Here is a 22,260-nt window from a genome sequence, read left to right on the forward strand (position 1 = left end):
TGTCATGCACGCTCGTCCGTATCTGCCACAAGCCAAGCGCGTTGTGGAGCACTTTTGCCAAGAACTTGGCCCACAGCTCAGCCAGCAATTAGGCGATTTGCACTTGGACGCTCTGACGCTGATGATCGAGTCGGCGCTCAGTGCCAGCGCTTACGACACCTTGCAGCTGAGCGCCAATGAACTTGAAGACCTGCTGGCACGCACACGCCAGCGCATGCCAGGTCACTCAGCGAGTTAATCGGCAGTTAGTTTGCAGGTTCAAAGGTCAGGGTGAAATGAACCGGCACCACCTCGGCAATCACATCCAGCTTGGCAATGTCCGTCAACTCGCGCAGGCCTTTTGATAGCGCAAAGCTGTCGGCATGCACCATCACCGGGTACAAGCTGGATACCACCACCTGACCATTGCTGGCAGGCGTTACCAGCACCGCCACGCGAAAGTTTTCCTGACTGCCATGCAGTGCCAGGTGGCCTTCAAGTTCAAAACGCTGCGGCTGCTTTGCTGTCAGTACAGACTCGGGCAACTGCGCGCGAATCACCGCTTGGCCGAACTCTTTGACGTTAAACAGCAAGTCCCGCATGCGTTCATCGCGAATGGGAATGCGCGAATCGATGCTGCTGAGGTCAATGCGTACTTCAGCGTTTCCTTCGCTACTGACACTGCCCAAAATACGATCAAAACGATGATGTTCGGCCAGATGCACGTTTTTGTAGCTGACGAAGCTGACTTCCGTCGGCTCGGTGAGCTGCCATTGCGCGAGTGCACTGAGGGGAAGTAGCGCCGATAATAGCGCGCTGGCGATGGGTAATTTCATGGCGATTCCTTAACCGACCCGGATGTTATGTCGCAGAGCTTAAGCCAACTGCGGCGACAGGCAAAGCCTCGATGGTGATGTTGGCTGCGCCTGGCGGTGACAGTGACATAGCCAGCGGTTATCAGTGCAGCAAGGTAACATTGGGAAAGCGATGGCCGACCAGCCAGGTCAGCTCTTTTTCTATCGCGTCTTTATGGTCACTTTCCAGCTGCCAGCGTTGTTTGTCGAGTTTGAACTGCTCGCGTTTGCTCAGTTTTTGATAGGCGTCCAAAATCGGCATCTCGGCCGTCGCCTGGTGGTGGCGGCGAACGGTCGCTAACTCGTCCACGGCCCAAGTGGCTGGGTCCAGCGCTTGGATCAGATAGTGAATGCGCAGCACCCCTTCAGTAATCTCGCACTGTTCTGCCAACACCGAGCGGGCGACAAAATGCACATCATTGACCAACTCGTGCTGTTTGCTGCGCAGTGCTTCTGCGGCGGCAATTTCTTCTTGCTGCTGGCGCTGCTGTGCAGCTTTAACGCGCCGTGTCAGGGTCCAGGCGTAGCCGGATAAAGCCAAAACGATAACCACGGCGATGCCGGTCATCAGGTAAACCATAAAGTCGCCTCAATGCGTGCAAACGTAAGCAGCGCATGATAACGGCGTGCTGGCTGGCCCGCCAGTCAATGAGTGTCAGTGCCGGCTTGGCAGGTCGATGGCGGACAGTGCTGGCATTTCTGCAGATATTCGTTAGTCTGATTGGTTATGACAACAGCAGGATATAAGCCATGTTGGTGAACAATCTCTGGGTTCGTGCGTCGGGTGATCTGAATGGGGTTCCGATCAGCATTCAGTTTCGTAAAGAATGGGAAGCGGCGAGAGACGCTGGGAATTACCCTCAGTGTGTGCAAATTGCTTGGAATGCCAGCACACGCGACGACAGCAGTGGCTTTCCTGGTGCTTCTGAGCAAGCCCAAATCTTGCTGTTTCATGAAGCCTTGCAAGCGGCGCTGGAGCCGCAGGAAAATGCCGTGGTGGTGATGATGATCACGCACTCTGGCATCAACCAATGGATCATCTACTGCAACGACTTGGAGCAGCTACAGCAGGATCTAGACACCGTACCAACGGAAAAAGGCTTGTATCCCATCGAAGTCGTGGCCGATGAAGACACCGGCTGGAACACCTTTACTCAGGTTCATTCTGCGATTCAGCCATAGCCGCTTGCAGCGCAGCTAACTCTGCCATTTCTTGCTCGACCATGGCTGGGCTCTCGAGTGAGATCTTGCCAATTTTGCCGGCTCGCAATTCGTGCAGGCACACTTCCGCCCCTTTGTGCAAATCAACCAGGCCGCCTGGTCGTAGGCCGCCGCGTTTGCGACTGATCGCCTCCAGTGCCAGCTCGGCAGACTCGGGCAAATCTGCCAGTTTAAAACGCTGCTGTAGCGCTTGCGGGTAGTGTTGCAGCAAGAACTGCAGAGCAAACTGAGCAACGTCTTGGTATTCGATGGCGGTGTCTTTCACTGCGCCACTGGCAGCCAAACGATAGCCACAGCTCTCCGGCTCAAGCTTGGGCCACAAAATTCCTGGGGTGTCTGACAGCACCAGGCCATTTTTCAAATCGATCATTTGATTGGCTTTGGTGACCGCCGGTTCGTTGCCGGTTTTGGCTACTTGACGGCCAGCCAAGGCATTGATCAGGGTTGATTTGCCGACATTGGGAATGCCCATGATCATGATGCGTATAGGGCGTTTGCGCTCCAGTCGATGCTGGCCCAGCTGTTTGCACAGTTGAATAACGCGTTTGACCTGGCTTTTTTGCTCAGCCACCAATGGCAGGGCGCGCACTTGATGCTGTTGCTCAAAGTAGTGTACCCAGGCGTCGGTGGTGTTGGGGTCGGCTAGGTCGGACTTATTCAGTAGTTTGATGCAGGGTTTGTCGCCACGCAGCTCATCGACTAAGGGGTTGGTGCTGGAGAAGGGCAGGCGTGCGTCTAACACTTCGATCACCAAATCGATTTCCGGCATAGCCTCGGCAATTTTCTTGCGCGCTTTGTTCATATGACCCGGAAACCAATGGATTGCCATGCTGTGTGCTCGTATCAAAAAGAAAGGGCGCATATTGTAAAGCACGCGGAGGTGGGAACAAACCGACGGTCCGAATGCAGGTCGGTCTTTGGTTATTTGTCAGGAAGGTTTAATCGCTTTTAAGAATATAATTGACCTACACCTGTCATACTGCGGCATTATGATAGGTGCAACGGTTTGAGTAGCCGCTATCCGCTCAAGCTGACGGGGCTGCTCAGGTCATGATTGCTGGGAATGGCCAAGCATGATTTGGCTTTCCTGGCCTGTCTAGGATGGGAGGTCTGCATGGACGTCGTATCAGACGATTTGGCTCGTTCCGTGAAAAAACAAGGCCGACAAGCGTCGGCCACCATTGGCGGTCGACGCCGAAGCGGTTTTTTACTCGGCAACCGCTTCGTATTTTCAGATCAATCAGAGCTGCTATGGATGCAAGCTGGCCCCGGTGAGTTCCGGGAGCTGCGTATCTGGCGAAAATAGTCGGCCGGCTTAGCTGCCAAACACCGACTCAGGGCTGGTGCTGTCGGCGCTATCGTTGTTCGCATGCGCTGCCACCTCAGGCGCTGCATCTTGGCTGACCTGTTCGGTGTCGGCCTGAGGCTGTGGTGATTGCGGTTCTGCTGTTGCTTGTGCCGGCGTTGACGATGCGGGTGCCGCAGGCTCGCTATTGTTGGCTGGTTTGGCAAGCTCACTTTGCTGGCGCGCACGCTTACGCTCTTGTTTGACGATTTGGCGTTCGTGATTGCTCCAGACACCGGACTTGAACTCAATGCTGTGTACGCCATTTTCTTCGGCGATCTCATCGGCCAGCAAGCGTGCGGCTTCATCTGAATCGCGTGCTAACAGTTTGCGCTCACCGGCCTCCAAACGAGAAAAGATATCCAGCAATGCTGACGACAGCAGCTCACTGGCTACCTCGTCGCGTGTTTTCTGGAAACGCTTAGCGATACCACTCAACATGGCCAGATCACTGGCATCCAAACGCACTTGCACACTGGCCAGGCTGAGGTCGCGCTCCTGGCGTTCTTTCTCTTCCTGATAATAACGATCCAGTAGCGATTGGGTCATGCTGATGTCTTGGCTCATAGTGGGCTCCTGCAAAAAGGCGCTACTTTAATGGCGTGGCGGACCTAACCGCAAGCCCGCAAACGGCCATCTGCCTGTGTTGGCTGGTTTGACTCGTTCATGGGTTGCACTGGCGCTGTGGTTCATCAATAAGCGGGTTCGCCTAGTGCAGGAATGCGCCACCCTGTATAGAGCGCATTAACTTGAGTTGGTATGCTGCGCCTTTGGTTCAGGAGGTGAATATGGTAGCGGAGCAAATTGCGACCAAGTTGGCGGTGTTGGAGCCGCACATTCTCGATATCGTTAATGAAAGTCACATGCACTCCGGCCCTGCAACGGAGTCGCATTTTAAACTGATCATTGTCAGTGACGAGTTTGCTGGCAAGCGCTCGGTCGCGCGCCATCAGAGCATTTATCGATTGCTGGCCGAGGAGCTGGAAGGGCCAGTGCATGCACTGAGTTTGCACACCTACACGCCCGATGAATTTGACCCGCAGCAAGTGCCTTTGTCACCCAATTGCCTAGGTGGCAGTAAAGCCGGTTGATTTGTCAATGGCCTGAGTGCAGCGGCGTTAGTGTGCGCAGTCATCGCGCAGGAGCTGCATGGCTGCGACACTGCGCGCAACACTGAAGAGGGCCAGGGTTATGAAAAGCATTGTCCAACGAATCGTGATGTCGTCACTGGTTTGGATTCCTATGGTGGCGGCCGAGCCGGACTGGCAGCGGGTGATTGACGACCCGGAGCAGCGTATTCAAGTGTACGTGCGCGATGTGCCCGGCTCCGATTTACAAGCATTTCGTGGGACTACACGGGTGCAAAGCCGGCTCACGGCGGCGATTGCATTGCTGGAGGACCACACCGTTGCACCACAATGGATGCACAACTGTAAGGCCATCGACATCGTCGAGCGTGTATCCGACACCCACACCATTTCTTACATGATCAACGACGCACCTTGGCCCGTGACGGACCGCGATGTGGTGGTCGAAAGCCAGCTGTCGCAAGCCGATGATGGCACGCTGACCTTGTCCGTCCGCCATCGCGAAGGCGTATTCCCGGCAAACGACGACATGGTGCGTATTGCCGCGATGGAAGGCTTCTGGCGCTTTACACCTGAAGACGATGGTTGGCTGGCGGTCGAGTATCAGGTTCATGCTGAGCCGGGCGGTGGTCTGCCGTCATGGTTGGCCAATTCGGTGGTGCAAGACACGCCTTACTACACCTTGCAGGCGTTCAAGCAATGGGTTGCCAAACCAGACTATCAAACCGCACAGCGTGACTATGTTCGCGAACCCGCTGCGCTGGCAGCAGTCGGTGATGTGACTCCCGCTACAGCGCAGCAATAAGGCGCAGCAATAAAGTACCGAGCCTGCAGCAGGAGTTGGTGAAGTTCTCTGGGTCTTTCTCTGGGCGGATGGCATGAGCTAAAAGGCGCCAAGGGGTGTTGCGTGACAGATGTAATGCACTTGTCACTTAAACGTCATACACTGCCGCCGAATTTTTCCGCTGGAACCTGAGAAATGACCCTAGCTCGCGCTGTACTGACCCTGATACTTGGTTTGTTGTCTGCCACGGCCATTGCTGGCAAGCCCGCCCCATTTGAAGGCTTGCCGCCATCGGGAGAGGTGGATTTGTTTGCCATGCATGGCTCCAATACCATTGGTGCTCATTTGGGCCCGACGCTGGTGACTGCCTACTTACAGGCCAAAGGCGCACAAAGTGTCACCACAGTGGCAGCCGGAACTGAAAATGAACAGTGGGTGCAAGGGACGTATCAGAATACGCTGGTGCGCGTGCGTATCGAGGCACACGGTTCTGGCACCGGCTTTGCCGGACTCAAGCAGGGCGCGGCCCACATCGCCGCTGCATCACGCCCGGTAAAAGACAAAGAAGCCAACTTACTGCAAGCCATGGCCGATATGCGCAGTCCTCAATCGGAGCACATTGTCGGCATTGATGGTTTGGCCATCGTGGTCAACCCAGCGAATAGCATCGCTAAGCTCAGTGTGAGCCAAATCGCCGATATCTTTTCCGGCCAATATCAGGATTGGTCTGAGTTGGGCGGTCCGGCTGGGCCAATCCGCGTGTATGCCCGTGACGATAAATCCGGCACTTGGGATAGCTTTAAAAGCATGGTGTTGGGCAAGCAGCGGCAATTGGTAGCCTCGGCTCAGCGTTTTGAGTCCAATGACTTGCTCTCGGATCAAGTCGCTAGCGATCCTTTTGGCATCGGTTTTGTTGCATTATCGGCGGTGCGCAATAGCAAATTGTTGGCGGTGTCCGACGGTGGGGCTAAATCCCTATTGCCGAATAAATTGACGGTGGCTACCGAAGATTACGCCTTGTCGCGTCGGTTGTACCTGTACACCGACGATCAGCCAGAAAACCCTTATGTGCAGGAATTTATCGATTTTGCTTTGGCCGACGACGGTCAACAAATCGTGGCAGAAAACGGCTTTGTGTCGCAGCAGCTGCAGGCCGTTGTGCCTGAGTTTTATGCTGAGCTGCCGCGAGATTTTCGTGATTTAACCGCCGGTGCAAAACGTCTCACCATTAATTTTCGTTTTCGCCAGGGCAGCGCCAAGTTGGACAACAAAGCACTGAGCGATATTGATCGTTTGGTGGCGTATTTAGAGACCATGCAAGACCCTGAGGTAATTCTGATCGGCTTTAGCGATCAACGCCGCACTGAAGAGCGCTCGGAATTATTGTCGCGTCTGCGAGCCATGGCGGTGCGCCGGGAATTGGTTAAGCGCGGTGGTATCTATCCGCGTGAAAATGTCGGTTATGGCATGGCACTGCCGGTAGCGTCAGGCAATCGCGATGAAGGAAAATTGAAAAACAGCCGCGTTGAGGTATGGCTGCGAGATCAAAACACGGTGGCAGCCAGTCACCCCTAAGTCGATATGAAAAAGCCGCTGTGACAGTAGAAGCTGTTTCACAACTTCTTTAGCACGATCATCATGCAGGCGGCGTGAAAGAAGGCTCGATACATTGAGAGCTTTCTTTCCCATCGAACCACTAATCGCCGATAATTTCCAAGCCAAGCAAAAGTGCGCTCTACTTTCCAGCGACGGTCGTACCTTCTCAGCTTTCTACCATCTTGCAGCGGCGCTTTTCTCCTGTTTCGACGATGTGGACAAATGAGATCAACGCCCCGTTTCTTTAACGCCATTCGCAGAGGATCAGAGTCTGCCGCTTTATCGTAAATCAAACGCTTCACCTTGCTCTTGCCATAGGAAACATTTCACAAAGCCTCAATCAGATTGACCTCCGCCGGTGACGCTGAGCCAAGTGTCAGCCCGATTGGAATGCCTTCGCCATCGACGACTATCATCCACTTCGACCCCTTACCACGCTTGGTTTTTCCAACACCGAGGCCCCTTTTTTTGCGGGTGCAAAACTACCATCAGAAAACGATTCTTCCCAATTTAACCGCGACTGTTGATCCAGAACGCGAAGAAGCTTACGCCAGGCTTTGACCCATGCACCTTGCTCTTCCCAGTACTGAAGGCGGCGCCAGCAGGTACTCGGTGAAGGATAGCGCTCGGGTAGATCACGCCAGCGCGCACCTGAACGTAAGACCCATAAAATGCCCTCGAAACAGGCTCGATTGCTGATAGGTTTGGGACCCCCTTTGCCACGAGGCAGGCTGGGTAAACAAGGCTCAATGTGTGCCCACTGTTGGTCGGTCAGTTCTGAGGTTGAACGTTTCATGGTGGAGGAGTTGAAGCTGATAGTTTGATTATTATATCGGACTGAAGGTTATGAAACAGCTTCTAGTGGTTTCTAAAGCGGAATTTATGTTTTCTCGGTGATTGGCTGTGTCGGTTCAGGAACTGATAAAACGCAGCTTGATACAGCGCTGCTGACTGTTTCTCATTCAGTCGCGCCAGCGTTGTTTTGGCGATCGGCCCCCAAGTGATACAGCTTGTCGCTCTGAGCTTCCAGGCTGGCTTCAATGTCACGCAAACTCTGGCGATCGGATATCTGTCCAAGCCCCATGGCAACAAGTTGATCCCACCGACGGCAGAGCACAGTTTTCGGCCAACATGATGTCGAGCGGCCAGCCTTTCGAATTCATGTCTCGACACGGATTTTAGGAGTTGGTGAAACGCGGTGTTGTGATGTGAAAAAGCCTGAATCCTTTTGGTAGTTGGTGTCTCGATAACGTCAGTCTACCGAGGTGGATTCAGGTTTTTCTATTTAGTGCCACAACTGTGGGACAGTCGTGGAGGAAAAACTGTCTTTTATGGAGCATATCCTCACGGAAGATCGAAATAGTTTCATTGTGGATGCGGTCGTTATCCAAGTCAGCACCTCACAGGAATGAGGCGCGAAGTAAATACTGCTGGACCGACAAAGTACCCGCTCTGGAATGGCTGTCGGAGTGGATAAAGGCTATGACACTGGTATGTTTGTAGACGGTTTTCCACATATAACAATAACGCCCCATGTGGCCGCTAAACCAAAAAACGGTCGTTTGGATGATCGTGCGATGGTGAAGCTCGGTTATCACATCAGCCAGATAAAGCGAAAACGAGTGGAAGAACCGTTTGGCTGGGTGGGAAATTTCGGGTAAGTTTGCTCCATTTTAGATGATATTCGAAAGAAAGCTGTTGAGTTTTAAATGGTAGGCTTTTGAAAATTGTGCGTGGAGATAATGGAAGTGTGAATTTCAATTTTTTCAACAGGCTGCTGGGACCTTGGAGTCAATTGAGATATCGGCAGCCTATTTCTGATGGTTTTGAATGGCAACGCATAAAACCAATGTGCCCTTCGAAAAACGACTTCCTGTTTAGCTTAAATCAGTGAGTCTTGCCGATCATTACTCGGTCCATCGCTTTTTTTACCTAAAATCTCATTCCCATATTTTATTGGGACTAACAAAAAACGGAAGGGATCAATATGAGTGGCGTTGTCGAGGCCTGGATAGAAGTTGTCGCAAAGTTGTATCAACAAGCGGGCGTGGATATAGCAGACCAGCAAGAGAAACTGATCGCCGAGTTAGACTGTCATCAAGATGACCTGTCGGATAAACAAATCGAACGTCGTAATCAGCAGTCGCCCATGATTAACCGCTGGGCTTTTTCTGACTTGGCCGAAGCCTTGGATGGTTGTATTGAGATGGCGCAGCGCCAAAGTCAGCATGCAAAAGCCATTGAGCTACTGGATCAGGTGGCTAAGGATGCTCAAGATTGGCCGCGATTTAGACAATTGCATGCCATTAGCCTGATGCTCATTTTGGTGGCGCCCTATTTGCGTGTCTTTGATCGATACTTGCTGCCTTACCTCAATGTGGATGAGGGCTTTAAGCGCAATGCTCGATTATACAACAAGCGCTATTATGTCGACGCCGACGTGGACGCAGCTACCCTAGAAGCTGGGTTGGCCCAATCAGAGGATTTTGACGATCTGAACTTCAATTATTCCATCCTCGGACGGTATTTAGCACCGCAACACCCCGAGTTGACGCGAATGATCAGTCTGTTTATCGAGCAACAGCCTGACCTTATGTCCCCCACATATGAGTATGATATTCGAGGATTGGCTCCCATAATCCAATACGGATGTACCGATGAGGCCTGTTTGGCCTTACTGGATATTGAGATGAGTCGCCGCCACTCGGTCACCGGCTTACTGCATCAACTCATGTCACTGCAAAAAAAATGGGGTCAAGCCATTGAAGGCTTGGATGCCTGGTTGGCGCAACTGGCGCACCAAAACTACGGTTGCCTGATCAAATTTTTGGACTCCTGCGTGGTGGATTCACCGGAGTTGGTGCGCAGTTTATTGCAGCTAGAAACCCTAGACGCTGACAGCTGGGCCATCGTCATCATGGATTATCACTACGAGAATAAACAAAACTGCAGTGCCTATGATGACTTGTTTTTGCAATTGGCTGATCAGCCTAGCCGCTTAAAGGGTGCCCTTGAAAAGGTGGGTCCCGAGCGATACATGGATGTGGCTAAAGGATTATGGCGCCATGCATGGACTAACCGCCCCGAGGCTCGTGATGCGCTGTTTGGCTTTGCCACTGATCAGTTACTGTATCGCGATTGGCAATTAAAAGGAGGGGATGTTCCACTGGGTGTCAGCTGGCTGATGGAGCAGGGTTTGATGGAGGATTTTGCGCGTTTTGGCGCCAAACTGCCCTGGGATAACAAGCTGATCCCATATTTTGCGCAGTTTTTCCCTCAGCAGGTCGATGCCGCGAAGTTGGCCATGGCTGGGTTTGAGGGGGTGGTAAAAAAATCCAAGGTTGCGCGCGAGAGTATTGCCAAGCGAGTGCGAAAGTTGCCCTTGGCCACCTTTGCCGAGTTTGGCTTTTTTACGGCCAAGGTAAAACCCATGCGTGAAATGGCCTTAGCCTTGTTGGTTGGGCGCAAGGACCAAGAAGCCATTGACGCTGCCCAAAGCATGTTGGCGTTGGCAGGCATCACCGAATCCGAAGTCGCCTTTTTAACGGACTGGCTCAAATCACACGGTGTTGAGGCCAAGGTTGAGGTGGTTGTTAAGGCGGCGCGTAAAAAGAAAGCCGAGGATCCCGACAATTATAAGGTTCGCAAGCCGGATTTGGTCAATGCGCTGTTGTGCGATGATTTGGTGCAGGCCATGGCGCCATTGACGCAAAACGAGGTGGCCTATCTGTTGGATAAGGCCGGCAGCGTGAAAAAGTTCCCTATGCCAGAGGCGGTGCTAACCACCCTAGACAAAATGGAAGTGGCGCAAAAAACACCGGCCGCCAAGGTATTGTTATCCCTTTGGGATGCGCAGCAAGCCTTTGAAGAAAATGATTGGGGTGAGGCTAAGCTGACCAAGCAAAGCAAGGCATTTGATTTTATTCCGGTGTTGGTGGGCTATTTGGGCTCAGATGCCGTGGCCGGAGACATTGAAAAGTTCATCTCTAAATATCGCAAACTTCACTATCACCATTCCATGCGCCTTATGCGCACCCTTGGGGCCATTGGCAGTATTTTTTCCCTCTCTATCCTGCTTGAAATCAGTAAAAAGCGCTCCTTTAACTGGTCCATGCGCGACCAGGCTTACAGCATTTTGGACGAAGTGGCAAAAGAGCGTGACATCAGTATGACGGATTTGGAGGATTTGTTGGTGCCGGATTTTGGCATGACCGCCGAAGGCTTGCTGTTGGATGTGGGTGATAAGCACTACCGGATATTGTTGCAAAGTGATTTGTCTTTGCGGGTTAAAAATGAAAACACCGGGAAACTGACTAAATCCTTACCCAAGGCTGGAAAATCCGAAGACAGCGCCAAACGTGCCTTGGCCGAGCAAACCTTTAAGGCGCTCAACAGCAACATCAAAAAAGTGGCCAAAAAACAGGTGCCGCGCATGACCGAGGCCTTGATCATGCAAAAATCGTGGCCTGCGACTTTTTGGCAACAACAGTTTGTTGAGCATCCGTTGATGCGGATGATGGCGCAATCACTGATTTGGTTGGATTTGGGCAGCCAGACCAGCTTTCGCATCAGTGAAGATTTGTCCTTGGTGACGGTGGACGATGAGGCTCACGAGTTAAGCAAGGACAGTCAGGTGTGCTTGTTCCACCCGGTATTGCAGCCCGATGCCGTAGCGCCATGGCGCGAGCATTTGGCCGATTATGAAGTGACGCCGATGATGGACCAGCTCTCGCGGCTCGCGGATGTCGGAGAACCTGCGGACACCGTGGCGCAACTGCGGTCGTTGTCCATACGAGTATTGGCCGGGGACGTACAAAAGCTGGCCAATCAATGGAACTTATTGCAGGAGCAGGTGGATTCTTGGGTTGGGGGGTATTACCTTCCCATTATGGCGCTGAAGGCCAACCTAAGCCTCACGGTGGATGACTATCGCCTGTACACCAGCTATGCCGAGCCGGTCATGGTAACGGCCATTGAGGTAGAAGATCATCGTCGCAATTTTGAACCCAAGGACATTCCCAAGCCCTTATTGGCGTTGGCGCTGGAGTGGAAGCAGTTCTTTGAATCAAGGAAGATCGAAGGATGAGCCAAGCACAGCGACTTCCGGCCGAAATTGCCTATCAGAACCAACTAGAGGCCCTGAAAGGGGGCGATCAAGGGGATAAACCCAAGGGTTGGTGTCTCAGTCCTTGGGCGGTGAAAACCTTTATTCTGGGCACCCAGGATCCCTTGCCCTGTGGCACCGAGATCGAAAAAAAGATCTTTGGCAACGATGCCTTAGTAGAGCGAGCCATTGTCACCCTGATCAGTGAGCGCGGCCTTCTGTTGATCGGTGAGCCGGGCACCGCTAAATCCTTGTTGTCGGAGCTGCTGGCGGCGGCTATCAGTGGCAAAAGTACCCATACGGTGCAGGGCTCAGCGGGATTGATGGAAGAAAGCATTCGCTACAGCTTCAACTATGCGTTGTTGCTAAAAGACGGGCCCAGCCGTGAGGCCTTGGTGCCTGCGCCCTTGTATCAGGCCATGGAATCGGGGCAATTGATGCGTTTTGAGGAGATTACCCGTTGCCCCACCGAAACTCAGGATACTTTGATTCCGGTGTTGTCTGATCGGATTTTGCAGGTGCCCGAGTTGGGTGATGCCCCTTTATTGGCCAGTGCCGGGTTCAACGTCATTGCCACCGCCAATATTAAGGATAAGGGAGTGCATGAATTATCGGCGGCCTTGAAGCGTCGATTTAATTTTGAGGTGATGCAGCCTCTGGCCAGTTGTGAGGCGCAATCACAATTAATTACGCGAGAAGTCAATAAACGTTTGGCGCAACAGGGATTGCATGTCAGCTTGCCCACTTCTTTGGCCGATTTGTTGGCTCAGGTGTTTGATGAGCTGCGTCATGGTGAAGTGCAGGGCGTGCGCATGGAGCCCATTTCCTCGGTGCTGTCTAGCGCCGAGGCCATTGGTTTGGGCTTTAACGCCGTGGTGCAAAGCCAGTATTTCGGCGAGCAACCCTTGTCTGCCAGCGATATTGCCGCCCACATGGTGGGGACGGTGATCAAGGACAACGATCACGACTTGCAAGCCTTTAAGGATTACCTGCGCCTAGTGCAACGACACCGTGGTGAAGATCCAATTTGGCGGGCCTTTTTAGCAGGCCATCCTGGATGAGCGATATTTGGCAGCAACTCAGCCAATATCCCAATGTTGGCTGGGTGCCCGTTCGCCACCATAGCCCTCAATGTGGTCAGCAGATTGCAAAATTGATGCACCAGTCTTGGGATGCCTTGTTAATTGAAATGCCGGTGCAAGCACAGGAAATGGTGCCCTTTCTACAGCAGCCACAATGCCAAGCACCAGTGGCCCTTTATCTTTATCAGCAAAATGAAGAGGGCGGTCAGCGGGGCTATCTGCCCTTTGCCGCCTGGTCCCCAGAATGGCGGGCGCTTCGCTTAGCAGGCGAAAAGGGCATGACTGTCGAATGCATCGATTTGCCCTTTGGTGAAGGAGAGGGCATTGACCAGCAGGTGGTGGAGCCGCAATTGGTGCAACACCCAAGGGTGTTGCCGCGAATGCTGCAAATGGGGGGCTGTGAAGACAGCGACCAGTGGTGGGATTGGTATTTTGAACATCATCAAGGCGAGGACTATTTTAGTCAGCTGGCGCAATATGGCGCCCTATTGCGCAGCCTTGGCAGGGTATCGGTACGTGATGATCAGCGCGAGGCCCATATGGCCGCCCGTATTCGTCCCTATCTTCAACGCAATCAGCGGGTGCTGGTATTGGTGGGTGCCTATCATTTGCAAGGCATTATCGATTGGTTGGCTAAAGAGGAGCTGCCTGATGTGGTTGCCGCTCCCGAAGTGGGGGTACACCTACTGCCCTACACCTTGGCGCGCCTGAATCGGGCTTGCGGCTACGGTGCGGGACTGCCCGCGCCTAGATACTATCAGTGGGTGCACCAAGCCATGCAAGAGGGGGTGGATAGTCCCTATCAATGGGCTATGCAGCAAGGCGTGCTGGCCCTTTGTCAGCAGTTGGCTCCGCTGGGGTTAGCCAATACCACGGTGGACGCCATGGCAGCGACGGAGTTAGCTCAACGCCTAGGTGCCCTAAGAGGGATTGAGGCGGGGCGCAGCGAAATGATTGAAGCTCTTGCGAGCTGCTTGTTTAAGGGTGGCGATCACCATCGATTGCAGGATTTTCTGGCTCATCTACAAGGTTTTTTGGTTGGTGAGGCGGTGGGTAAAACACCGGATTCATTACCCGAATTGCCCCTGGTGCAAGACTTTAGAAGGCAATGCCGGGTTTTGGCCATGCCCAATCAAACCGAGGGGCCTAAGTCCATCAATTTGGATATTTATCGCAGCGAGCCGCATCGCCGCCGCTCCCACTTTTTACATCGCTTGGTGTTTTTGGGGGTGGATTATGGTGTGCAGGTGGCGGGACCCAATTACGCCCAGAGTGAGGATGTCACCCGAGTGCGAGAAGTCTGGGAGGTCCGCTGGCGCGCTGAGGTTGTCGCACAGTTGTTAGAGCTAAGTCACCTGGGGGATCAGATTGAAACGGCCGTCATCAGCCTGATGCAAACCCAGTTACAAGACGCCAGTGTACCGGCCTATCGGCTTTTGGTGGCGGCGCTGCAAATGGGCTTACATGGCCACTTGGATCGACTGTTAGAGCAGGTTCAGGCTTGGGTGTTGCATTGCAACGAGCTGTTGCAGCTCAGTGACGCGCTGGTGTTGTTGTCGTCTGCCTTGATGCGACGTCAAACCCTGATGACCCACGCCTACCAAACGCAATTGCAGCAACTGGTGGCGCAAGTTTATGTGCGTTTTTGCCATCGCTTGCCTTGGTCCTTGGGGGGAGTGAAGAGCAGCAACAGCAGCATTGTGATGCTCTGCTGCAGGTGTATCGTTGGTTTGATCAACAGCCGAAGGACGATCGCGATGAGCTGTTGTTGCAAATTTTGCAAGCATTAGATTGGCCGCGACTATGGCCAATGGCCGATGGTTTGGCGGTCGCCATGCTCTATCAGCAGGGGATGTGGGGCCTTGATCGGGTGCTGTTGCACCAGCAGCGTCACATCGGGGCCATCGAATTGCAGCCCGATGGTGTTGGGGATTTTTTCCAAGGGTTGATTCAGGTGCTGGCCAGTCAGTTTGTTTTTGATGATGAGTTGGTGGCGGGGCTGGATCAGGCTATTCGAGGGTGGGATGAGGACACCTTTTTAGCGGCATTACCGGCCTTGCGGTTAGCCTTTACTCAATTGGCCCCCAAACAGGGGCGTCAGCTGTACTTGCGTTTGTTTGACCAGCCTATGCCCCATGAACCCTTAACATTAACGGACCAACAGTTGCGCTATATGGCCAAGGTTGAGGCTCAAGTGCAGGCGCAAATGCAGCTTTGGGGATTGTCATGAATGAACAGCAACGGCGATGGCGGTTGATTCTCGGTGCCGCGGCCAGTGACGATCATGGCTTGAGTGAAATGGATCAGCAACGTGATCAAAGTTTGGATTATCTTTATCGTAATGAGCAGTTGGAGATCAATCGAGGCGCAAGCTTAGAGTCCACACGAATGACCCCGGTTGAGTGGCTAAATCAAAGCCGCAAACTGTTTGCCCAAACCACCCTCATCAGCTTGCAACGTCAAGCCATCAATAAATACGGTCTTAAATCGTTACTAACGGATGCCGAGGTGTTGCGCCAGACTCCCCCATCCATAGAGTTGGTACAGCAACTATTGAGCTTTAAAAATCAGTTGCCCAAAGAGGTGATGGCTCAGGTGAGCCAAATCATCGCCGAGGTGTGTGAGCAAATTCAACGGCGTTTAAGTCGCTCCATTCAGGCGCACTTCAGCCCTAGGCGTCGGCGCAGTGCTTTTTCGTTGCAACGCCACCATCACAACATCGATTGGCGTCTCACCATTGGCAAAAACCTAATGCACTACCAGCAAGACTACGGTTTGGTGGTGCAGCGCATGTTCTACTTTCAAAAACATCGCCAGCAGTGGCCCTGGCACCTGTATGTGGTGGTGGACCAAAGTGGCTCCATGTTACCGGCGTTAATTCACAGTGCGGTAATGGCCAGTATTTTTGCCAAAATTCCGAGTTTGGTCACTCGATTGATTCTTTTTGATACTCAGGTGTTGGATGTGACCGAGCAGTTGCATGATCCGGTGGAGACACTGTTGTCGGTGCAGCTTGGCGGAGGGACGGACATTGGTGCAGCCATGGCCTACACCAACGAGATCATGACCCAGCCCAGCCGCAGCCTGATGGTGCTCATCAGTGATTTTTATGAGGGGGCAGAAGAGAGCCGCTTAATTGGTGAGGTAGATCGACTGGTGCAGCAGGGGGTTAAGGTCTTGGGGTTGGCGGCCTTAGATGATCAATGCGACCCCATTTTCAATCAGCCGTTGGCGCAGCAGTTGACCGACGTAGGGATGAAAACCGCAGCTATGACGCCCAACGAGCTGGTGGATTGGGTGGCCAAGGAGATACTGGCATGAAGACTTGGTTATTAGGGTTAAACGAGTCGTATTTAGCTGCTTGGGCCAACAAGGGGTTGGTACGCCGTGGGTTGAAATGTTTGGGCGATCAAGATCCCAGTCGCTGGCAATGGCAAGATCATCAAATCAGTGGTGACATTGACGGTCACCAGTTGCTGTTGACTGGGGAGGATGTAACCCACCTAAGTTGCTCATGTGTGGCCCCTGGGCCTTGTTTTCACCAGGTGGCGTTTTTGCTTGGGTTAAAGACCTGGTTGGAGAGTCAGGGGGAGGAGTCCACGCCTGAAGCTCAACCCGAGCCCTGGGAAATTGATCAGCAAACGTTTGAATCCCATTTCGGTTTGGCTGTTCGACGCAAGGCCTATGAATGGCAGGTAGATGGCTTGAGTTGTGAAATAGACAAACACCGGGACGGAGTGGATGCCCTGTTATATGAGAAAGAACTTCGTCGTATGGTGGTGCCCCTTGGGTCCATCAAGGCCAGTCGTTGCAGTTGTAAGGTGGATCTTTGTAGTCATCTTGCCTCACTGATGGTGCAATTGAATCCTGCGTTACAGTTGCCCGAACCAACCTTAGAAGAGGTGCAATGCCAAGCCATTCAACAGTGTGAAGATTGGCTGGATGGGTTAATGATTTCGGGGGTGGCTGGGCTGGCGGAATCGCAAATGCAACAAGGGCAGGCGTTAGTGAATGAGCTTAAACAAGCCGATTTACCCAGATTGTCCTCCATGTTGGCGGGATTACAGGCTTGGCTGCAGATGGAGCGTCACCCCCAGCGAATGCGTCCCCAAGGCGATTATGTTCGTCGTTTACAGCAGTTAAGCCTGTTAATGGCGGGGCTTCGGCAAGAAAAACCGCCGGTGGCGAGGCTCAAGCTGATGGGGCGGCATCGTCGAAATTATTATGTTGCCCCTAAAATGTCGTTATTGTGCCTGGGGGTGGCGTTATGGCGTAGCCCCCAAGGCATGGAAGGTTATCGCAGCTATTTTTATCACCAGCAACAGCGGAGGCTTGTCACTCTGGCGGAAGGCCGTAACGCCAGCGACTTTTGGTCGGCGAAACAAGGATTAAGCGAAGCCAAGCTGGCGCAACACGGTTTGATGTCTCTTGCCGGACAACACATCACCCTAACGAATGCTCTGCTCAGTCCTGATGGACAATTGCGCGGTGCCCCCACTACCTTGCTGGAAAGTGAGGGTCAGTGGGGGTGGTCACAACTGGCGCCCTTGCTTCAAACTGTTGAGTATTGGCAGCAGCAGCTGGGGCGATTACAAGGACAGTGGTGGTCGGATCAGGGAGTGACATTAGCGTGCATCGGCGTTTCGCAATTGACGCCATGGACGGCGGATCCGCTAAATCAACATTATCAGGCCCAGTGTGTGGATCATCAGGGGGGGGATTTTTGCTCAGGCTGACGGATCAAGATTGGGATGAAATGGCAAAGAATCGATTAACTCGCTTTGCCACCAGGGTCAAAGCGGTGTTAGGTCGCGTTTGGTTGGAGCATGGCGAGTTGCTGTTGGCTCCAGAGGTTGCCTTGGCAGACCAACCACTCATTCTCAGGGGGCCTCATGGTTGAATCTTGGTTTGAACCTTTGCAAGAGTGTTTGCACGAACTTCTGGTGGTGGGTGTGTCCCGCTTGAGTGACGTGCATCGCCAGCGATTGCTAGCGCTAGCCGAACAAGCGCAATTGATTGGCGCCAAGCACATGCACCGGGCGCTCACCGAGTTGCTGGCTGGTAACCTGGCGGTTGATCGAGCCAAAAGTGCCCGTAAAGCCTTGGTGCTTTTGCAAGGGTATCAATTGGCCATGACCGAAATTGATCAATCTGAATCATTACGGATCGACGATTAGCTAGGCTTCAGTTGAAATCACTTCTTCAGTCCTTTATTTAAACGATTTTTAGAATTGGATCGCAGCTTGACATACCCCTGTCAGTGAATTGGATAACGAAAAAAGGTCCTCACGAAGTACCAAGTGACTCAAGGCGCTTATGGTGTGCCAATTAAATCTTGGACTTTAGGGAGGCATTTTGAAGATAAAGCTCGTCAGCAATTAAGAAACATTGCCACTCTTCCCTATATTTATAAATGGATAGCGGCCAAAGGGGCCACTACAGGCTCGGTTATCCCAGCCATTGGAGCGGTGACTACTGCTGCTGGGGTGGATATCGGTTGGGGCTCATGGCGATGCGTACTAACCTAACCGTCAAAGACTTGTCAGATAATATAAAGGCCGTGCGGTCCGCCAATAAAAAAAGCGACCCTCAAATGAGGATCGCTTTATGACCACTAAACTGTGGGACAGTAGTGCTGTGACAGCGGCTTTTTTTGTTTAGAAAACGTATTTGGTGGTGAAGTGAATGCGGGACATATCGCCATCGGCGCCGCTGACATTTTCATGCGTTGCCTGGCTGTATTCTACGCCGTAGGTGAGCTTCTTCACCGGCGAATACATCAGATTAACGCGCCAGCTGCTGGCTTTTTCTGTGTCGCTGATCACCACATCGTCAAAGTCTGCCTCCATCATCGAATACGCTAGCGTGCTGCGCCATTGGTCGCTCCAATGGTGGCGAAAGCCAACAAAGGCGGCGGTTACGTCGGTGGCTTCTAAATCACCATCCGTGCTAATGGCTGCATCGACGGCGGCTGCTAAGCCGACGTAGCGAGCGACGTTGCCTTTCGTAAAGCTGAATTTTAAATCGTCTTTGCCGAGCATAACTTTACCCGAGACATTAAAGCCAACCCCTAAGGTGGTTTCATCCACTTCGTTGTCGCCATCGCCTTCAGCATCGCTAACCACGGCCAGCTGGCGGCCAATGGCGGCGAGGGTGAATGAATGGTCACCGGCGTTAATGTTGTAGCGTGCAACCACATCTGGCATGCCGGCGTCATCGGTGACTCCGGCGCCGCCAACGGTAGTTTCAGGGTTTTCTAGCGCCACCTGCAAACCGCCCCGGGTGTAGCGAATTTGTGTTTGGCGGGCAAACACAGTGCCGTCGCTGACGCCGAGGAAATCCACCGTTTCCGGCAATGCACCGACGTTCATAAACGTCGACCAGGTTTGACCAAAGGTCCAAGGCCCGGTGCGAACAAAGGCGTGGCGCAAACGTGGGCTGTATGAGTTGGAGACCACTTCGTTGCCTTGGGCTGAGGCAAGAAAGTCCATTTCAATAAAGGTCATCACCTGGTGGCCATTGCCCAGGTCGGTATTGGTTTTGAAATTCAAACGGGAGGTTTTGGCGTGCATGTCAAAGTGCGTGGTTTCGTCCGCGCTGCCGCCGCTGACCGGAGTGCCGGACGGCACATAAAAATCGCGAATGATGGAACCAGAGCCAACATCGCCATCGGAATAGGTGCTCATCATGGCATCGAGTTTGATGTAACCGCCGTAAGAAAACTCCGTGTTGGCTGCGTGTACCGCAACGGGAAGGACTGCTGCTGCCAGCAGAATGGACGGGAATTTGCGCATGCTCGCTCTCCTGTTATCGTCATTATGCCGTGTCACTATGGTGCACTGACTTCCTGGATAGGAATTAGCCAAAGGTCGCAAATACCGTGCGTTCGGTAATAGTGCGTACTCACCTCGCGGTTTAAATATGACTGTTTTTTGGTGGCAGTGCTGTCGCTGACCGAATGTCGGCGAACACAGGGTTGTCTCGTCGCGGTTAGTGTTGCTGTTGTTGGTTTGTGGCGATGAATATCAGCATAAGTTCTTAAAACGCGCATATGGGATCAGGGCGATGGGCCTGAATAGACCATTGTCTAATTTCGGAATATAGGCCTGGCCAACCAAACTGGACGTTAGAAATAACAACAGGGTATTTTGTGGTTTCTACGGACTGCAAGTGCGAACGTTGATTCAAATAAAGAGGAAACGCTATGAGCGAGCAAACGGTGTATCCGGTCAAGCAGGAGTTTGCCGATTCGGCCTGGGTAAATAACGATAAATATCTGCAGATGTATCAGCAATCCATTATCAACCCGGATGGCTTTTGGCGTGAGCAAGCAGAGCAGCGCATTGATTGGATGCGACCGTTTACTAAGGTGCGCAACGTTTCCTTTGACGACCACAACGTCGACATTCGCTGGTTTGAAGACGGCACGCTGAATGCCTCGGTGAATTGTCTGGATCGGCATTTGGCTGAGCGCGGCGATCAAACCGCGATCATTTGGGAAGGCGACGAGCCAGACCAGCACAAGCACATCAGCTATCGAGAGCTGCACGAGCAAGTCTCCAAATTTGCCAACGCGCTGCGTGGCCAGGGTGTTCGCCGCGGCGACGTGGTGTGCATTTACATGCCGATGATTCCTGAAGCGGCGGTGGCCATGCTGGCATGTACCCGCATTGGTGCGATTCATTCGGTGGTGTTTGGCGGCTTTTCGCCCGACGCTTTGGCAGGGCGCATTGAAGATAGTAATGCCAAGGTGGTGATCACAGCGGACGAAGGCGTGCGCGGCGGCAAACATGTGGCGCTGAAAGCCAATGTTGATGAAGCGCTGACGCACCCCAGCATTCGCTCGCTGGAAAAAGTCATTGTGGTGAAACGCACGGGCGCCGAGGTGGCTTGGCACCACGCGCGGGATGTTTGGTATGAAGATCTGATGGCGCTGGCATCGGCCAATTGCCCAGCCGAAGAAATGGGCGCTGAAGATCCGCTGTTTATTTTGTATACCTCCGGTTCTACCGGTAAGCCCAAAGGCGTGTTGCACACCACAGGGGGCTACATGGTGTGGGCTTCCATTACCCATCAGTACGTCTTTGATTATCACGATGGCGATATTTTCTGGTGTACCGCCGATGTCGGTTGGATCACTGGCCATACCTATTTGCTCTATGGGCCGCTGGCCAATGGCGGTACCACCTTAATGTGCGAAGGGGTGCCGAATTATCCCGACATCAATCGGGTATCGCAGATCGTCGACAAACACCAGGTCAACATCTTGTACACCGCCCCCACAGCGATTCGCTCATTAATGGCCGAGGGTGCTGCAGCCGTGGAGCAAACCCATCGTGAGTCATTGCGCTTGCTGGGTTCTGTTGGCGAGCCGATTAACCCAGAAGCCTGGCAGTGGTACTACAAGGTGGTGGGTGAAGAGCGCTGCCCGATCGTTGATACCTGGTGGCAGACGGAAACTGGCGGCATTATGATCACGCCATTACCGGGCGCTACGGACATGAAGCCAGGCTCTGCAACGCGACCATTCTTTGGCGTCCAGCCTGCGCTGGTGGACAACGCTGGCATGCTGCTGGAAGGTGCAACGGACGGCAATTTGGTCATCATCGACAGTTGGCCAGGCCAGGCTAGAACGGTATACGGCGACCATGATCGTTTTGTGCAAACCTATTTTTCTACCTTCCGTGGCATGTACTTTACCGGTGACGGCGCACGCCGTGATGAGGACGGTTATTACTGGATTACCGGTCGGGTTGACGATGTCATTAATGTCTCTGGCCACCGCATGGGCACCGCCGAAGTCGAAAGTGCCTTGGTTGCCCATGAAAAAGTAGCCGAGGCTGCGGTGGTGGGCTATCCGCACGACATCAAAGGCCAGGGCATTTATGTTTACGTGACTTTGAATGCCGGTTTGGAAGCCTCTGATGAGCTGGCGAAAGAGTTGCGCAATTGGGTGCGCAGTGAGATTGGCCCGGTGGCAACGCCGGACTTGATTCAAATTACCCCCGGCCTGCCCAAAACTCGCTCGGGAAAAATCATGCGCAGAATTTTGCGCAAAATTGCCGCCAATGAACACGATGCGCTGGGCGATACATCCACCCTGGCAGACCCTTCGGTGGTGGATACGCTGATCGAACACCGTCTGAACCGCTAAGGTTTAGAGTTCGATGAAAAAGGCTGTGCGCAGATTTCTGCGGACAGCCTTTT

General features: G+C 53.0%; 19 protein-coding genes and 2 pseudogenes. 13 read left to right on the plus strand and 8 right to left on the minus strand.

The genetic code is table 11. The annotated features are described in order from the left end of the window. Positions 1-4: 4 nt before the first annotated feature. Positions 5-238 carry a hypothetical protein gene (locus CHH28_RS12155; RefSeq protein WP_094060558.1) on the plus strand — a complete coding sequence of 78 codons (234 nt, stop codon included), beginning with the start codon at positions 5-7 and terminating at the stop codon, positions 236-238. Between the two features lie 7 nt (positions 239-245). On the opposite strand, the gene CHH28_RS12160 is transcribed toward CHH28_RS12155, so the two are convergent. Together CHH28_RS12160 and CHH28_RS12165 are read right to left on the minus strand one after the other, a co-directional pair. Then, positions 246-815: a YceI family protein gene (locus tag CHH28_RS12160; protein WP_094060559.1), complete on the minus strand. Its 570-nt coding sequence runs from the start codon at positions 813-815 to the stop codon at positions 246-248. A gap of 121 nt (positions 816-936) precedes the next feature. Beyond that, positions 937-1,413, minus strand: a complete 477-nt coding sequence (locus tag CHH28_RS12165; RefSeq protein WP_094060560.1) for a DUF2489 domain-containing protein — start codon at positions 1,411-1,413, stop codon at positions 937-939. Between the two features lie 170 nt (positions 1,414-1,583). Between CHH28_RS12165 and CHH28_RS12170 the strand changes: the two genes are divergently transcribed. After that, positions 1,584-2,015 carry a DUF695 domain-containing protein gene (locus tag CHH28_RS12170; protein WP_094060561.1) on the plus strand — a complete coding sequence of 144 codons (432 nt, stop codon included), beginning with the start codon at positions 1,584-1,586 and terminating at the stop codon, positions 2,013-2,015. Here the strand turns inward: CHH28_RS12170 and ylqF are convergent. Beyond that, the gene (ylqF, locus tag CHH28_RS12175; protein ID WP_094060562.1) at positions 1,984-2,883 is read right to left on the minus strand and encodes a ribosome biogenesis GTPase YlqF; all 900 of its coding nucleotides are present in this window, start codon (positions 2,881-2,883) and stop codon (positions 1,984-1,986) included. The two genes, CHH28_RS12170 and ylqF, sit on opposite strands and share 32 nt — an antisense overlap. A gap of 285 nt (positions 2,884-3,168) precedes the next feature. Here ylqF and CHH28_RS12180 point away from each other — a divergent pair, with 285 nt between their 5' ends. Continuing rightward, on the plus strand, positions 3,169-3,360 hold the full coding sequence (locus tag CHH28_RS12180; protein WP_094060563.1) for a hypothetical protein: 192 nt from the start codon (positions 3,169-3,171) through the stop codon (positions 3,358-3,360). A gap of 9 nt (positions 3,361-3,369) precedes the next feature. Here the strand turns inward: CHH28_RS12180 and CHH28_RS12185 are convergent, their stop codons facing one another. Next, positions 3,370-3,966: a hypothetical protein gene (locus tag CHH28_RS12185; RefSeq protein ID WP_094060564.1), complete on the minus strand. Its 597-nt coding sequence runs from the start codon at positions 3,964-3,966 to the stop codon at positions 3,370-3,372. Between the two features lie 221 nt (positions 3,967-4,187). On the opposite strand from CHH28_RS12185, the gene CHH28_RS12190 reads away from it, so the two are divergent. From CHH28_RS12190 to CHH28_RS12200, 3 genes are all read left to right on the plus strand, one after another. Continuing rightward, positions 4,188-4,490 (plus strand): BolA family protein, encoded by a 303-nt coding sequence (locus CHH28_RS12190; protein ID WP_094060565.1) that lies wholly within the window; start codon positions 4,188-4,190, stop codon positions 4,488-4,490. A gap of 100 nt (positions 4,491-4,590) precedes the next feature. Beyond that, the gene (locus CHH28_RS12195; protein ID WP_157729895.1) at positions 4,591-5,292 is read left to right on the plus strand and encodes an START domain-containing protein; all 702 of its coding nucleotides are present in this window, start codon (positions 4,591-4,593) and stop codon (positions 5,290-5,292) included. Between the two features lie 174 nt (positions 5,293-5,466). Then, positions 5,467-6,846, plus strand: a complete 1,380-nt coding sequence (locus CHH28_RS12200) for a substrate-binding domain-containing protein (RefSeq protein WP_094060567.1) — start codon at positions 5,467-5,469, stop codon at positions 6,844-6,846. A gap of 38 nt (positions 6,847-6,884) precedes the next feature. On the opposite strand, the gene CHH28_RS12205 is transcribed toward CHH28_RS12200, so the two are convergent. The 3 genes and pseudogenes from CHH28_RS12205 to CHH28_RS20255 form a co-directional block, all read right to left on the minus strand. Beyond that, on the minus strand, positions 6,885-7,169 hold the full coding sequence (locus CHH28_RS12205) for a transposase (protein ID WP_094058868.1): 285 nt from the start codon (positions 7,167-7,169) through the stop codon (positions 6,885-6,887). A gap of 110 nt (positions 7,170-7,279) precedes the next feature. Beyond that, positions 7,280-7,663 carry a transposase gene (locus CHH28_RS20650; RefSeq protein WP_094058567.1) on the minus strand — a complete coding sequence of 128 codons (384 nt, stop codon included), beginning with the start codon at positions 7,661-7,663 and terminating at the stop codon, positions 7,280-7,282. Between the two features lie 68 nt (positions 7,664-7,731). After that, positions 7,732-8,091: pseudogene (locus tag CHH28_RS20255) on the minus strand (DUF4372 domain-containing protein); the annotation flags it as partial. A 763-nt stretch (positions 8,092-8,854) separates the two neighbouring features. Here CHH28_RS20255 and CHH28_RS12225 point away from each other — a divergent pair. The 6 genes and pseudogenes from CHH28_RS12225 to CHH28_RS12255 all read left to right on the plus strand — a co-directional run bounded on the left by CHH28_RS12225 (position 8,855) and on the right by CHH28_RS12255 (position 18,230). Beyond that, complete coding sequence (locus tag CHH28_RS12225; RefSeq protein WP_094060570.1) at positions 8,855-11,953, plus strand: DUF4132 domain-containing protein; 3,099 nt, start codon at positions 8,855-8,857, stop codon at positions 11,951-11,953. Then, on the plus strand, positions 11,950-13,032 hold the full coding sequence (locus tag CHH28_RS12230; protein WP_094060571.1) for an ATP-binding protein: 1,083 nt from the start codon (positions 11,950-11,952) through the stop codon (positions 13,030-13,032). The genes CHH28_RS12225 and CHH28_RS12230 overlap by 4 nt, the downstream gene beginning before the upstream one ends. A gap of 149 nt (positions 13,033-13,181) precedes the next feature. Further along, positions 13,182-15,283, plus strand: a pseudogene (locus CHH28_RS12235) (DUF5682 family protein). Further along, complete coding sequence (locus CHH28_RS12245) at positions 15,280-16,374, plus strand: VWA domain-containing protein (protein WP_094060574.1); 1,095 nt, start codon at positions 15,280-15,282, stop codon at positions 16,372-16,374. The pseudogene CHH28_RS12235 and the gene CHH28_RS12245 overlap by 4 nt, the downstream one beginning before the upstream one ends. Then, a complete protein-coding gene (locus CHH28_RS12250; protein ID WP_094060575.1) occupies positions 16,371-17,789 on the plus strand; it encodes a hypothetical protein in 1,419 nt (472 codons plus the stop codon). The genes CHH28_RS12245 and CHH28_RS12250 overlap by 4 nt, the downstream gene beginning before the upstream one ends. 156 nt (positions 17,790-17,945) lie before the next feature. Next, the gene (locus CHH28_RS12255; RefSeq protein ID WP_094060576.1) at positions 17,946-18,230 is read left to right on the plus strand and encodes a hypothetical protein; all 285 of its coding nucleotides are present in this window, start codon (positions 17,946-17,948) and stop codon (positions 18,228-18,230) included. Positions 18,231-18,710: 480 nt separating this feature from the next. On the opposite strand, the gene CHH28_RS12260 is transcribed toward CHH28_RS12255, so the two are convergent. Next, positions 18,711-19,847, minus strand: a complete 1,137-nt coding sequence (locus tag CHH28_RS12260; protein WP_094060577.1) for a DcaP family trimeric outer membrane transporter — start codon at positions 19,845-19,847, stop codon at positions 18,711-18,713. A gap of 410 nt (positions 19,848-20,257) precedes the next feature. On the opposite strand from CHH28_RS12260, the gene acs reads away from it, so the two are divergent. Then, a complete protein-coding gene (gene acs / locus CHH28_RS12265; RefSeq protein ID WP_094060578.1) occupies positions 20,258-22,207 on the plus strand; it encodes an acetate--CoA ligase in 1,950 nt (649 codons plus the stop codon). The last annotated feature ends 53 nt before the right edge of the window (positions 22,208-22,260 follow it).

It is taken from the genome of Bacterioplanes sanyensis (assembly GCF_002237535.1).
GTDB lineage: Bacteria > Pseudomonadota > Gammaproteobacteria > Pseudomonadales > Oceanobacteraceae > Bacterioplanes > Bacterioplanes sanyensis_A.